Here is a 14,361-nt window from a genome sequence, read left to right on the forward strand (position 1 = left end):
GGATGTTTAATGCTAAATGTTTGATGAAAGAAAATCTGATAAAATCTAAAACATTTAATTTTGCTTTGAAGTCGATAGAGCTTTGTAAACTTTTATTGATGAGAAATGAATATGTTTTATCTAAGCAATTTTTGAGAAGTTCAACAAGCATCGGAGCAAACGTAGAAGAAGCTGATGCCGGCTATTCAAAGAAAGATTTTTCAGCTAAAATGAGTATTGCTTCAAAGGAAGCTCGTGAAACACTTTATTGGATTAAACTCATTGAGGCAGGAAAATTTATCGAATATGATTTTGAAGAAATCAAACAAGAATGCGAATCCATCATTAGAATTCTCACAGCTATCGTAAAAACATCACAATCAAGTATTTAAGTAATGATGAATGTTTGCGGGGTTACCCGTGCGATGTTAAATGATTAATGATTTAATTTTTTTGATGATCAAATACTTATCAAATATTAAATTGTCGGTTAATTTAGTAACATTACGGTATCAATAATTAAACATCTAACATTCAACATCAAGCATCTAATATTCAACCTTATATACCTAATAAATAATGACTTTCAACCCTAAAGCTCTCATCGACAAAAATCCGATGACAGGCCTGCAATACTCTACCATTTTCATTTGTTTTCTGATGAATATGCTCGATGGCATGGATGTGCTTGTGATTTCTTACACCGCTCCGGCCATTGCTAAAGCTTGGGATGTCTCTCCGCAAGCATTAGGTACAGTTTTTAGTGCTGGTTTATTCGGGATGACTATTGGGACGCTTTTTTTAGCTCCTTTTGCCGATAAAATTGGCAGAAAAGCCATCATTCTTATCAGTGGCATTATTATGGGGGTTTGTATTTACCTTACATCTTACGCTACTTCAATCACTGAGTTGTTAATTTACCGCTTTGTAAGCGGACTTGGCATTGGCAGTATGTTAGCAAGTACGGCTTCTCTCGCTTCCGAATATACACCCAATAAAACCCGTGATTTTTGGGTAAGCTTTGTCATTTCGGGTTATCCAATTGGGGCTGTAATAGCAGGTTTGGTGGCAGCGAAAGTAATTCCGACTGATGGCTGGCAACAAATGTTTCGTATTGCAGGCATTGCTTCTATGTTTTCTGTGCCTTTGATTCTATTTTTCCTTTCAGAATCAATTGATTTTTATTTACGCACTCAACCCCAAAATGCCCTTGAAAAACTAAATAAGATTCTGACCAAAATGAATATTCAGCCTTTAGAATCTTTGCCAATCATTGAAAAAATCAAATCAAAATTACCAGTTGACCAATTGCTAAAAACCGACTTCAAAAAACCAACGCTTCAACTTTGGGCGGCCTTATTTATGGCATTTGCCGCTTTGTATTTCCTAACAAGTTGGATTCCAAAACTTGCAAAAGATGCGGGGCTTTCGATGGAATTGGCCATTTATGCAGGAACAGTCTTTAATATTGGTGCATTTTTCGGAATAATTACACAAGGATATTTTTCGAGTAAATATGGCCTAAAGAAAACTTTGGGCATAATCTTGGTGCTGACTGGCGTTTTGATGGCATCGTTCGGACTTTTTATTGGTTCAGATGTTATCCTCCTTATTTTGGCATTATTGGGCTTTGGTATTCAAGGTGGTTTCGTGGGGCTTTATGCACTTTCAGCCAGATTATACCCAACCGAATTTCGCACAACGGGTGTGGGTTGGGCAATGGGAGCGGGGCGTTTGGGCGGAATCGTAGGCCCAATGATTGGTGGGCTATTGATTGGAGCAGGTTTAGGAATTGCTACTAACTTCCTCATTTTTGCCATTCCAGCTGCACTTTCGGGTATTATTACATCACGAATTGATTCTAAAGAAATAAGTTAAAATTAATGCTTAATGGTTGATGCTTAATAAAGCCTCAGCCCTCAAAAACTAAAGAAAATGTCAAATTTCAGAGCCGACCACGTGGGTAGTTTACTACGCACACCAGCAGTAAAAGAAAATCGTTTGAAGTGGAAAAAAGGAGAAATTTCTGCGGAAGAACTTAGAGCAATCGAAGATGCAGGAATTGCCGAAACGGTAAAACATTTAGAAGCAACAGGCATGAAAGCCATCACCGATGGAGAGTTCCGCCGTGATTATTTCCACCTTGATTTCTTGAAAGAATTGGCAGGTGTTAGCGTAACTGGAGGTATTGAAGCTAACCCAAACGCCAAAGCTGCCGAAGATGGTTTTACACCACCCGTTTTGAGCGTAACAGGCAAGCTTAAGCATATTAAAGATATTCAAGTAGCCGATTTTAATTATCTAAAAACGGTTGTTTCGCAGACGCCAAAAGTTTCGATTCCTTCACCAACCATGATTCACTTCCGTGGTGGTAGAAAATCAATTGATATTAATTCGTACCCTGATATGGACGAGTTTTTTGCCGATTTATCTGCCGCTTATCGTGAAGAAATTGCACACTTGTATGATGCTGGCTTGCGTTATTTGCAGCTTGACGATACCAATTTGGCGTATCTCTGCGACCCTAAAATGCGTGCAGCTGCTCAAGCAAGAGGCGAAGACCCGAACGAATTACCACGCACGTATGCCGCTCTTATCAACTCGGTTATTGATAATCGCCCAGCCGATTTGACGGTGGGTATTCACCTTTGCCGTGGAAATTATCGTAGTACGTGGTTTGCCGAAGGTGGTTATGAACCAGTTGCCGAAATTCTCTTCAATTCGATTAATGTTGACCGTTATTTGCTCGAATACGACGATGAGCGTTCGGGCGATTTTGCTCCACTTCGTTTTGTTCCGAATAACAAAAAAGTTGTTTTGGGAATCATTTCATCGAAAAAACGAGAACTCGAAAATATTGATGACCTCTGCAAGCGTATCGACGAAGCGGCACAATATACGCCAATCGAAAATCTCTGTGTGAGTCCGCAATGTGGGTTTTCATCAACACATCATGGCAATGATATGAGTCACGACGACCAATGGCGTAAGCTTGATTTAACAGTAAATACCGCCCTAAAAGTTTGGGGAGAAGCATAGAACGTGAGTCGGACCGAGCGTCGGCCAAAAATTTAGGAGAAGAAACACTTTTCTCCTAAGCAAAGCCTTTAAGTACCAACCTATTATTTAAAAATTACTTTATCCCCCAAACTTCTTCTTTTCGGAGGAGAAGCGGGGGGTAAAATTTTCTTCTTTTTTAGTGAGTTTGATTCAAACCTTCTGCAAATATGAAAAAAGTCTTAATCCTATTATTTATCACGCAGGCAATTTTTGCCCAAAATGTTGCTAAAATTGATACAGGAAGTATTAATGGAGCGAAATATCGGATTCTTTTTCCCGAAAAATGGAAAGGAAAGTTGGTGATGTATGCACATGGCTATGAATTTATGGGGTCGAAACCCACACAAAGCCAAAATCCGGAATTTCCGAAAAGAATGACACCTTTTTTGGAAAGAGGCTTTGCCGTAGCCGCTTCTGATTATGCGTTTCAAGGCTTGGCTTTGGCTCAAGGTGTCGATGATACGGAGGCTCTACGACAATATTTTGTAAAAAAATATGGTCAACCCGATTCAACGTTCATGACTGGGCATTCGATGGGTGGCGGAATAACGCTGGCTACCCTCGAAAACTATGGACAAAATTACAACGGAGGCTTTCCGATGTGTCCGCTGGCGGGGCGTGTTTATCTGCAAACCCGTAAGGAATTCGATTTATTTGCTACTTTCAATGGGCTTTTTCCAGGTATTGCTACTTCTCTGCATGATATTTTTGATATGTCGAAACCCAAAGAACCGACTTCGATGCAAGCGGGTTTTCGTAAAGCTGTTTTGATGAAAAAAGCAATTTATGCCAAAGACTCTTTACTGGCGGTAGAGTTTGCCAAGCATTTCGACCTAAAACCTGATGATTTAGCTTTTTCTTTAGTGTTTGGAGAAGGGGTTTTGCGTGATATTGCTCAGAAAGCAGGTGGAAATCCTTACGATAATACCAATACTATTTATGGCAGATTTCCGAATAGCTTGCTCGTGAACCAGAAAGCTGAGAGACTGGTGGCAACTGTGAGTCAGAATATTTTATTCGATAAATACGATAGAACTGGAGCAATTGACAAACCAGCTTTGGCTTTACATACGATTTATGACCAATTGATTCCTGCCGATTTGGCGATTGTGAGCTACGAAAATTTGCTTCAAAAACAGGGAAAACAACAATACTTTAGCGTAAAATACACAAATGGGCAAGGTCACTGTAACTTCACAAACGAACAGACAGGTAAAGCTTTTGATGAACTAAGAAATTGGGTAAAAACTGGTCAAAAAACAAAAGCTGGTTTTATGGAATAACATTTGATATACTCGTAAATTCTTAACTACACTTATATAAATTTCTACTAAGAAAATGGCGGCTTCGGTCGCCTTTTCTATTATATTTTCTTGAATTCGCTTGGCGAAACTCCCGTTTGTTTCTTGAAAAGTCGTGTAAAATAAGCAGGGTCTTTAAAATTGAGTAAATACGACACCTCTGAAATCGAATAATTTGTATTGAGTAAATACTTTTTTGCTTCGGCAATCAGATAATCTTGTACAATTTGTAAGGCCGATTTCTGCACCAAAGTATTACAGATTCGGTTGAGATGCACAGTTGTGATATTCAATTCTTTGGCGTATTCGCTGATAGATTTTGTTTCTTGTATCGTACGCTTGATGTGCTTCTGAAAAGCCTGAAAATACATCAAAGTACGGTTATCCGAAGCTGAAATGGTGTTTTTAAGTGAAAAACTAAAACGATAGATACTGATAAAAAATAAAGTAAACAACGACTGAACAACGGTTTGTTTTTCGAGATTTTCCTCGTATAACTCTTTCAAAATCAGGCTTTTATAATTCTTTATTTGTTCAAAAAAGCTTGGGTCATTATCAAATCGAAGGTATTTCAAATGACTGAGTTCGAGCAGAATTTTTGGCGAATTTTTGAAAAGCGTTTCCAGAAAATTTTCCGAAAAAGTTAAAACTTCACCACCGATACTTGGCTCAAAAGCAAAACCATGCAGGGTATTGGTTGGAATCAAAATTAAGCAAGGCCCTTCGATAGCAACTTCATTTTGCTCCGAAATTAGAATCCCACTTCCCGACTCAATCATAAAAATCTGACATAAATCGGTGTGTAGATGTTCGTTGATTTCCCAATCATACATCTTACTCCGCACTTCGAGCGACTCATGATGAATAAAATCGGGCAAAAGCGGATAATGATTATCGCCATAAAGACCTTTGAAATTGATAATCTGTTTGGAATTACTCATGTTTAATTTTTACAATTAATATTTCATTGATTGATGTCCTTTTTTGCCATAAATTCTTTCTAATCAATATTTTATTTCATAAATATATTGTAATTATTGAATTTTATAAAATAAAATGTTTAAATTTTACAAGTCTTATTTTGATTAATCCAAGATTAAGTTTGACAATTAGCATACTTTTGTAGAGTAAAAATGGCTATTCAACACCTCTAATTCTCAATCAAATGAGCAATATCATTTATAATCAATTCGACCGTGAAGTACATCCGCCGTACTTATCTCCAGAATACAAATCAACCATTCTGCGAGCTCCAACTAAGCCTTTGATAGTGCTGAAACAATCGCTTTCTGAACTTACAGGCCCAGTTTTTGGAGAGTTCAACTTAGGAGAATTTGACCATGACCTTACCAAAAATTCCATAAAAAATGGTGAGCCTTTGGGCGAAAGAATCGTAGTTCACGGCAAGGTAATGAATGAAAATGGACAGCCAATACCAAACACTTTGATTGAAATTTGGCAAGCTAACTCGTGCGGTCGTTACGTACACAAAGTTGACCAACACGATGCCCCACTCGACCCGAATTTCTTGGGTGCAGGGCGTTGTATGACCGATAAAGACGGAAATTATAAGTTTTATACCATCAAACCGGGTGCATACCCATGGGGAAATCATTATAACGCTTGGCGACCAAACCACATACATTTTTCGTTATTTGGAGCAAATATTACCAACCGCTTGGTTACACAAATGTATTTCCCAGGTGACCCACTTTTGCAGCATGATCCGATTTTCTTGGGTGTACCACCAAAAGGCCGTGAATTATTAATCTCAAAATTCGATTTAGATGCCACTGAACCAAATTTTGCCCTTGGTTATCGATTCGATTTTGTATTAAGAGGCCACAACGCAACCCCTTTTGAAAATTTATAAACACACCCCTATCCCCTAAAGGGGGATTTTAAAACCGATTCAAATCAATGACAAACAACAATAACTCCCCTTTAGGGGCTGGGCGACCGTCGCTACGGGGTTTTCAAACTCCCTCTCAAACAGTAGGCCCATACTTTGCTTATGGACTTACACCTGAGCAATATTTATATGATTTTAAGCAATTGGTTGGCAATCAAATGGTTAGCCCAATCGAACACAGCGAAGCTATCACCATTATAGGAAAAGTTTTCGATGGAAATGGCGATGTAATACCAGACGCTATGATTGAAATTTGGCAAAACGATGGCGAAAATCAACTTTTTGGGCGTTTTGGAACAGGAACTGATGCTCAGAATCGCTTTATTTTTAGTACAATCAAGCCAAAACCAGTTGCTGGACAAGCTCCGTATCTTTCAGTAATTGTTTTTATGCGTGGACAGTTGATACATTCTTACACTCGCATTTATTTTTCTGATGAGGCTCAACTAAATTCAACCGATGATGTGTTAAATGCCGTTCCTGCCGAACGAAAAAGTACATTAATTGCCGAGAAGAAAGGTAATAATAACGGTTCGTCGTCAAGATATGAATTCAATATCAACATGCAAGGCGAAAACGAAACTGTGTTTTTTGAAATATAATTTGAATGACGAATTATATTTCATCATTCCAAATTCGTAATTCGTAAATCGTAATTCGTAAATGTCTTTATATTCCGACTATTTTTATTCCAAAACCATCAACGAGCTTTTTTCTGACCGTCAGACGATTGCCCAAATGTTGCGTTTTGAAGGAGCTTTGGCAGTTGCTCAAGCCGAAAATGGTATTATTCCGCCCCAAGCTGCCCAAATTATCGAAAGTTGCTGTCAGGTCGATTTTATTGATATTGATAAACTCAAATCAGAGATAAAATTGGGTGGAAATGCCGCCATTCCTTTGGTGAAGCAGCTTACCCGAATTGTTAAGAATAATGACGTTGAGGCATCGAAATATGTACATTTGGGAGCAACCAGCCAAGATGTGGTAGATACGGCTACGGTTTTACAGATGCAGGAATATTGGTACTGGCTAAATGATAAATTGACGGAATTATCAGAATTATTGGTAGAAATTACAAAAAAGCATCGTGGTACATTGATGATTGGTCGGACGCTTCTCCAACAAGCCCGCCCAATTACGTTTGGCCTTAAAACTTCAGGATGGTTGCAAAGCATTGAGCGAAGCAAAGAGCGAATGAAAAGCACACAAAAACGAGTTTTGGTCATTCAACTGGGTGGAGCAGTTGGTAGCGGAAATGCCAATTTATCAAAGCCAATTCAACAAAGTCTTGCCGATATTCTCGACTTAAAACCATCATTTTCTTGGCAAGCAAACCGTGATAATTTAGCTGAAGCCGCATCGGTTTTCGGTATATTGAACCAATCACTTGGCAAAATTGCCAAAGATGTATCGTTGATGATGCAAACCGAAGTTGGTGAAGTTTTTGAAGGAGCGGGCGAGGGCAAAGGGGGCTCCAGTACTATGCCGCATAAGCGAAACCCTGTTACTTGTGCTGCCATATTGGCTAATGCTAACCGAATTCCCAATTTGGTAGCTTCGTTACTGACTTCGATGCCCCAAGAACACGAGCGTTCAGCAGGATTGTGGCATTCAGAATGGGAAGTTCTAACTGAAATTATGATGCTTACGGCAGGAAGTATCGAAAAAGCCCTTGAACTGATTTCGAGCTTAGTAGTTGATGAGCATCGAATGCTCCAAAATCTCGAATTGACCAAAGGGTTGATTTATGCTGAAAATATTTCGTTGGCTTTAGCTACAAAAATAGGTAAAATAAACGCCCACGAATTAGTCGAAAAAGCCTGTAAATTAGCCATTTCTCAACAAAAACATCTAAAAGAAATCCTTGAAGAAATGAAAGTTGATTTACCAAATTTTGAAGAACTATTCAAAGCCGAAAATTCGATTGGAAATAGTTTGGAGATAATTGATGAGATATTGGGAAAATGACGAATGATTCGAATTTCTCGAATGTAGAATTTTAACTGACATTCGAAAAATTCGTCATTCTACATTCGAAAAATTGATAAAACTATGAATTATAAACTAACAGGTACCCCAAACAGTCCAGTTTTAATTTTTTCAAACTCTCTGGGTTCAGAAATGTTGATGTGGGATGAGCTGATTCCATACTTGCTACCCTATTTCAGGGTGTTGCAATACGATACCCGTGGACATGGCGGCTCAAAAAACAATATCAGCACAGAAGGATACACTATCGAATTACTGGGTAATGATATAATCAATCTAATGAATAAACTAAACATCGAAACTGCTTATTACTGCGGACTTTCGATGGGTGGTTTGATTGGTCAATATTTGGGTATAAATCACCCAAATCGCTTCAAAAAGATAGTTTTGAGCAATACAGGAGCAAAAATCGGAAATGACGAACGTTGGAATGGCCGCATCGAAACCATTTCAAAAAATGGAATGCAGGCAATCGTTGAAGACACAATGGAACGTTGGTTTACCGAAGATTTCAGAAAGCAAAAGCCTGAGAAAGTAGCTGAAACACACGCCATGTTTTTGCGAAGCGATGTGCAGGGGTATTCTAATTGTTGCTGTGCCATTCGTGATGCCGATTTTAGAAATCAGCTTCAAAATCTGAGCGTTGAAACTTTAGTTATCACAGGTGATGAAGACCCCGTTACAAATGTCGAGCAAGCAGAGTTTTTGGTTGCCAATATTCCGAATGCAACTCTAAAAGTGCTACACGCTCGCCACTTAGCTGCCACCGAATTGCCGAAAGAATATGCCGAAACTTTAATAGAATTTTTCACTGGCAAATCTACTTTTGATAAAGGAATGCATGTCCGTAGAACGGTTTTAGGCAATGCACATGTTGACCGATCAAATAGCAAAATAAATGAATTTAATGCTGATTTTCAGTCGTTTATAACAAATTATGCGTGGGGAGAAGTTTGGACAAGACCCAACCTTTCAAAACATAACCGTAGTCTAATTACAATGGCCATGTTGATTGCACTCAATCGCCAAACGGAATTCAAAATGCATGTCAGGGCGGCATTCAATAATGGCGTTACGGTCGATGAAATCAAAGAGGTAATCATGCAATCGGCTTTATACTGCGGTTTACCAGCGGCCAATGAAGCCATTCATGCCGCCGAAGATGTGTTTCGTGAATTAGGTATTAAATATTAATGAATAAACATCGTAGAGACGTTGCATGCAACGTCTCTACTGTAGGATTTTGTATTGAATTTAGAAAATATGAAAACAATAAAAACCCAAGTCGGAATTATTGGAGCGGGACCCGCAGGGCTTACTTTGACCTTGATGCTACAAAAGCAAGGTATCGAATGTATAATTTTAGAAAATCGTAGTCGTGAGTATGTAGAAAACAGAGTTCGTGCGGGGCTTTTAGAGCATAATACCGTCGAAGTTTTTGAGGAATTAGGGGTCGCCGACCGCCTTCACCAAGAAGGTTTGGTGCATCACGGTTGTTATATTGCTTATAATGGTGTTACGCAACGCATTGATTTTCAGAAACATACGCAAAGAGAAGTAACCATTTATGGGCAGCAAGAAGTTGTAAAAGACTTGATACAAGCTTGTTTGGATAGAAATGTTACCATCATTTTTGAAGCAGAAGCAACCGAAATCAATGATTTTATGACAGAAAAGCCAAGTATTTCGTTTACTCACGGTGGAGAAAATGGCATATTAAACTGTGATTTTGTAGCAGGAACCGATGGTTTTCATGGTTTAGGCCGAAAAACATTGCCCAAAGAATCTTATAACGAATTCAAAATTGAATATCCATTTAGTTGGCTGGGTATTTTGGCTTATTCAAAACCGAGTTATGATGAATTGATTTACGCTTTTCACCACGAAGGTTTTGCTTTGGCAAGTATGCGTTCTGAGAAAGTTTGTCGCTTATATCTACAAGTTCCAAACGATGAAAAAATTGAAAATTGGTCGGACGAGCAAATTTGGGCAGAACTCGAAAATCGCCTCGGAATTGAACTTGATAAAGGAGAGATTTTTGAAAAAGGAATTACGCCCATGCGAAGTTTTATGATTGATAATTTGCAAGCTGGACGCTTGTTTTTGGCAGGAGATGCCGCTCATATTGTACCTCCAACGGGTGCAAAAGGCTTGAATTTAGCAGTAGCCGATGTCAGAAATTTAGCAAAAGGAATTACCGATTTCTACAGAAATGAAAGTGAAGAATCACTAAATAATTATACTAAAAAATGCGTAGCAAGAGTTTGGCGAGTACAAGATTTCTCAAACTTTATGACCTATTTATGCCACAAACAAGCCGAAAATGGCAGTTTTGAGCAATTATTACAAAAATCAAAGTTTGATTATCTAAGAATATCAGATGCTTATCAAAAAACCATTGCAGAAAATTATGTCGGTTTACCGTTTGAGACGTTTGAATAAACTGTGGAGCGAACTTCCAGTTCGCAGATAATTTATCAATAAAATCTAAAAAAGACTACATGAAACAAGTTCCGATAATTGATTTACACACAGCCGCTGCGATGGTCAAAGATGGCGATGTGTTGCTACAAGGAGGCTTCGGGATGACAGGAAACCCTGTGCATCTCATGCACGCTTTGGCTGAAACTGGCACTAAAAATCTAACTTTCATTGGTAATAATACTGGAGAACCAGGTTTAGGAGGAGATAGACTTCTCGCAAACGGGCAACTCAAAAAAGTAATTGGTTCATTTTTTACTTCAAACCCCAATGCCGTAAAAGCCGTGCAGGCAGGTTTAGTTGAAGCTGAGCTTTTACCACAAGGTACACTCGCCGAAGCCATTCGTGCGGGTGGGGCAGGCATTGGTGGATTCTACACACCAACATCGGCAGGTACAAAAATTGCTGAAGGCCGAGAAACTAAAGTAATTGATGGCGTGGAGCAAGTTTTTATCAAAGGAATTAGAGGAAATGTAGCGTTTATTCGTGCATGGCGTGCCGATACCGCAGGAAATCTTCAATACCGAATGACTGAAAATAACTTCAATAAAGCAATGGCAACCGCTGCCGATTTGGTCATTGCCGAAGTTGAAGAAATCGTACCAGTTGGAGAAATCGCCCCCGAAAATGTGCATACACAGGGTTGTTTTGTAGATTATTTAGTACAGGCGACGCTTACGCTCGAAGATTTAGGTACATCGGCATCGGTTTCGTCTTCAAAGAAAGTAGATGAAGTCAGAATGAACATGGCAAAACGTGCCTTGGCCGAACTGAAAAAAGGAGATGTTGTAAATCTCGGTATCGGAATTCCAACTTTAGTAGCCGATTTAATCACCGAAGAACATGGAATTATTCTCCATACTGAAAACGGGATGTTGGGTGTAGGCCCAGTTCCAACTGATGGTGGTGGAGCAATGAATTACCCAGTAAATGCAGGAAAAATTCCTGTAACGCCCTTGCAAGGAAGTAGCTATTTCGATAGTGCCGAATCGTTTGCCATGATTCGTGGTGGACATATCGACGTGGCCATCATGGGAGGTTTAGAATGTGACGAAGCCGCCAATCTTGCCAACTGGGCAGTACCAGGGAAACCGCTTTTGGGTGTAGGTGGAGCAATGGATTTGGCAAAAGGGGCAAAACGCCTAATTATTACGATGACTCATACAAATTCTGATGGTTCTCCTAAAATCGTTCCATCGTGTGTACTTCCATTAACTGCTTCGGGAGTAGTAAGCATGATTATCACCGATTTGGCAGTTTTTGCATATCCAGAAGGAAAATTAACACTCATCGGTTTAATGCCAAATGTTACTTTAGAAGAAGTAAAAGCAAAAACAAGTGCAAAGTTTGACATAAAATTATAAAATTAATAAAGAATTACGAGTGGGTCGCCGCTGTGATTACGAATAATGTAATTCGTAAATCGTAATTCGTAAATCGTAATTCGATATGAAAGAATCATACATAATAGATGCCATACGCACACCAATCGGTAGTTTTGGTGGTAGTTTATCGCCAGTGCGTGCCGATGATTTGGCAGCCTTGCCAATCAAAGAATTAATCAAGCGAAACCCCACTATTCCACTGGAAGCTATCGAAGACGTGATTTTGGGTTGCCATAATCAAGCTGGTGAAGATAACCGAAATGTGGCTCGTATGGCATTGCTTTTGGCAGGATTGCCTTATTCTGTTCCAGGAGAAACTGTCAATCGTTTGTGTTCTTCGGGAATGTCTGCTGTTATTCATGCCAACCGTGCTATCAAAGCGGGGGATGGAGAGGTTTTTATTGCGGGCGGAATGGAACACATGACTCGTGGGCCAATGGTGATGAGCAAATCTTCAAAGCCGTTTGGTGGTGATATGCAAATGTTCGATTCAAGTTTTGGCTGGCGTTTTGTGAATCCACAAATGCACAAAATGTATGGAACGGATGCCATGGGTATAACTGCCGAAAATTTAGCTGAAATGTATAATATCAGTCGTGAAGACCAAGATTTATTTGCACTTCGCTCACAGCAAAAAGCTTTCGCAGCACAGCAAAATGGTGTTTTAGCCGAAGAAATTATGGGTGTTGAATTGATAGATAGAAAAGGTAATATTTCAGTTTTTGATAAAGATGAATTTATTAAAGGAAATTCTACCTTAGAAGGTTTAGCAAAGCTAAAAGCATCATTTAAAAAAGAAAATGGTACTGTTACGGCAGGAAATGCTTCGGGTCTAAACGATGGTGCGGCAGCGATGTATATTGCTTCTGAAAATGCTGTAAAAAGCTATAATTTAAAGCCAAAAGCAAGAATCGTATCTTCGGCAGTAGTAGGAGTGGAGCCACGTATCATGGGAATTGGACCAGTTGGAGCTACACAAAAAGCCCTCCAAAAAGCTGATTTAACGCTCAGTGATATTGATGTAATTGAGTTCAACGAAGCCTTTGCTGCCCAATGCTTAGCAGTTTCAAGAAACTTAGGTTTGGCAGATGATGATGAGCGAATAAACCCCAATGGTGGTGCAATCGCTCTCGGACACCCACTCGGGATGTCAGGCACTCGTATCATTCAAGCGGCTGTAAATCAACTCATTAGAACTAACAAACGTTATGCGTTAGCTTCTATGTGCGTGGGAGTAGGCATGGGCTATGCCGTTATTATCGAACGAGTGTAAGAGCGTATCGAATAGATATCCAACAAAAAATCCCCTGTTATTACTAACAGAGGATTTTTTTATGATTAAACGTCAATCGAGGAATTAAGCGTTTTTCTTAGCAATTCCGTCAGCAATGTTTTGAGGTACGATTTCGTAGTGGTCAAATGTCAAGTTGGCAGTTGCACGGCCAGATGACATCGTACGAAGGTCAGTTACATAACCGAACAATTCTGATAAAGGCACATCAGCTTTGATTACTTGCGAACCAGCTTTTGTGTCCATACCTTTCATCATACCACGACGACGGTTCAAGTCACCAGTGATAGGACCAGTATATTCGTCTGGAGTAATTACCTCAACTGCCATGATTGGTTCAAGAATTTTCGGCCCAGCCTGACGAGCAGCTTCTTTAAAGCCCATACGTCCAGCTAATTCGAAAGATAATGAATCTGAATCGACATCGTGGTAAGAACCGTGGAACAAACGAACTTTCATTGAGTCAACTGGGAAACCAGCCAATGGACCATTTACCATTGCTTGCTCAAATCCTTTCTGAACCGCAGGGATAAATTCTTTTGGAATAATACCACCCACAATATTGTTTACAAACTCTAAACCTGTTTTTCCATCTTCACGTGGCCCAAGTTCGAAAACGATGTCAGCAAATTTACCACGACCACCCGATTGTTTCTTGTAAACTTCACGGTGTTCAACAGTTTTTGTAATCGTTTCTTTGTAGGCTACTTGCGGAGCACCTTGGTTTACTTCTACTTTAAACTCACGACGCATACGGTCGATGATGATTTCAAGGTGAAGCTCACCCATACCACGGATGATTGTCTGACCTGTTTCTTCGTTCGACTCAACTGTAAGCGTTGGGTCTTCTTCGATAAGCTTAGTGATAGCTTTCGAGAAGTTATCTTGGTCAGCAGTTTTCTTAGGCTCAATTGCATACCCGATAACTGGGTCAGGGAATACCATTGATTCAAGAACGATTGG

At 39.4% G+C, this 14,361-nt stretch carries 12 protein-coding genes and 2 pseudogenes; 12 read left to right on the top strand and 2 right to left on the bottom strand.

All coding sequences use genetic code 11. The annotated features are described in order from the left end of the window. Nucleotides 1-23 precede the first annotated feature (23 nt). The 4 genes from A6M55_RS11605 (at nt 24) to A6M55_RS11620 (ending at nt 4,322) form a co-directional block, all read left to right on the top strand. On the top strand, nt 24-371 hold the full coding sequence (locus A6M55_RS11605; RefSeq protein ID WP_064197753.1) for a four helix bundle protein: 348 nt from the start codon (nt 24-26) through the stop codon (nt 369-371). 187 nt (nt 372-558) lie between these two features. Next, nucleotides 559-1,857, top strand: coding sequence for an MFS transporter (locus A6M55_RS11610; protein ID WP_064197754.1), 1,299 nt, complete (start codon nt 559-561; stop codon nt 1,855-1,857). Nucleotides 1,858-1,914: 57 nt separating this feature from the next. Further along, the gene (locus tag A6M55_RS11615; RefSeq protein WP_064197755.1) at nt 1,915-3,018 is read left to right on the top strand and encodes a 5-methyltetrahydropteroyltriglutamate--homocysteine S-methyltransferase; all 1,104 of its coding nucleotides are present in this window, start codon (nt 1,915-1,917) and stop codon (nt 3,016-3,018) included. Between the two features lie 188 nt (nt 3,019-3,206). Then, entirely contained in the window at nt 3,207-4,322 is a 1,116-nt protein-coding gene (locus A6M55_RS11620; protein ID WP_064197756.1) for an alpha/beta hydrolase, read from the top strand. 80 nt (nt 4,323-4,402) lie between these two features. Here the strand turns inward: A6M55_RS11620 and A6M55_RS11625 are convergent, their stop codons facing one another. Then, a complete protein-coding gene (locus A6M55_RS11625; RefSeq protein ID WP_064197757.1) occupies nt 4,403-5,281 on the bottom strand; it encodes a helix-turn-helix domain-containing protein in 879 nt (292 codons plus the stop codon). A 224-nt stretch (nt 5,282-5,505) separates the two neighbouring features. On the opposite strand from A6M55_RS11625, the gene pcaH reads away from it, so the two are divergent. From pcaH to pcaF, 8 genes and pseudogenes are all read left to right on the top strand, one after another. After that, entirely contained in the window at nt 5,506-6,213 is a 708-nt protein-coding gene (pcaH, locus tag A6M55_RS11630; RefSeq protein WP_064197758.1) for a protocatechuate 3,4-dioxygenase subunit beta, read from the top strand. Between the two features lie 47 nt (nt 6,214-6,260). Then, on the top strand, nt 6,261-6,854 hold the full coding sequence (gene pcaG / locus A6M55_RS11635; RefSeq protein WP_064197759.1) for a protocatechuate 3,4-dioxygenase subunit alpha: 594 nt from the start codon (nt 6,261-6,263) through the stop codon (nt 6,852-6,854). A 61-nt stretch (nt 6,855-6,915) separates the two neighbouring features. Next, nucleotides 6,916-8,220: a 3-carboxy-cis,cis-muconate cycloisomerase gene (gene pcaB / locus A6M55_RS11640; RefSeq protein ID WP_064197760.1), complete on the top strand. Its 1,305-nt coding sequence runs from the start codon at nt 6,916-6,918 to the stop codon at nt 8,218-8,220. Nucleotides 8,221-8,304: 84 nt separating this feature from the next. Beyond that, nucleotides 8,305-9,000 (top strand): annotated as a pseudogene (gene pcaD, locus A6M55_RS17705) (3-oxoadipate enol-lactonase); the annotation flags it as partial. A gap of 78 nt (nt 9,001-9,078) precedes the next feature. After that, nucleotides 9,079-9,435, top strand: a complete 357-nt coding sequence (gene pcaC, locus A6M55_RS17710) for a 4-carboxymuconolactone decarboxylase (protein ID WP_409012487.1) — start codon at nt 9,079-9,081, stop codon at nt 9,433-9,435. 69 nt (nt 9,436-9,504) lie between these two features. After that, nucleotides 9,505-10,683, top strand: coding sequence for a 4-hydroxybenzoate 3-monooxygenase (locus A6M55_RS11650; RefSeq protein ID WP_082892999.1), 1,179 nt, complete (start codon nt 9,505-9,507; stop codon nt 10,681-10,683). A gap of 59 nt (nt 10,684-10,742) precedes the next feature. Beyond that, complete coding sequence (locus A6M55_RS17230; protein WP_082893000.1) at nt 10,743-12,086, top strand: 3-oxoacid CoA-transferase; 1,344 nt, start codon at nt 10,743-10,745, stop codon at nt 12,084-12,086. Nucleotides 12,087-12,171: 85 nt separating this feature from the next. Further along, nucleotides 12,172-13,380 (top strand): 3-oxoadipyl-CoA thiolase, encoded by a 1,209-nt coding sequence (pcaF, locus tag A6M55_RS11660; RefSeq protein WP_064197762.1) that lies wholly within the window; start codon nt 12,172-12,174, stop codon nt 13,378-13,380. An 84-nt stretch (nt 13,381-13,464) separates the two neighbouring features. Here pcaF and fusA read toward each other — a convergent pair. Further along, nucleotides 13,465-14,361 (bottom strand): annotated as a pseudogene (fusA, locus tag A6M55_RS11665) (elongation factor G); the annotation flags it as partial.

It is taken from the genome of Emticicia sp. MM (genome assembly GCF_001649495.1).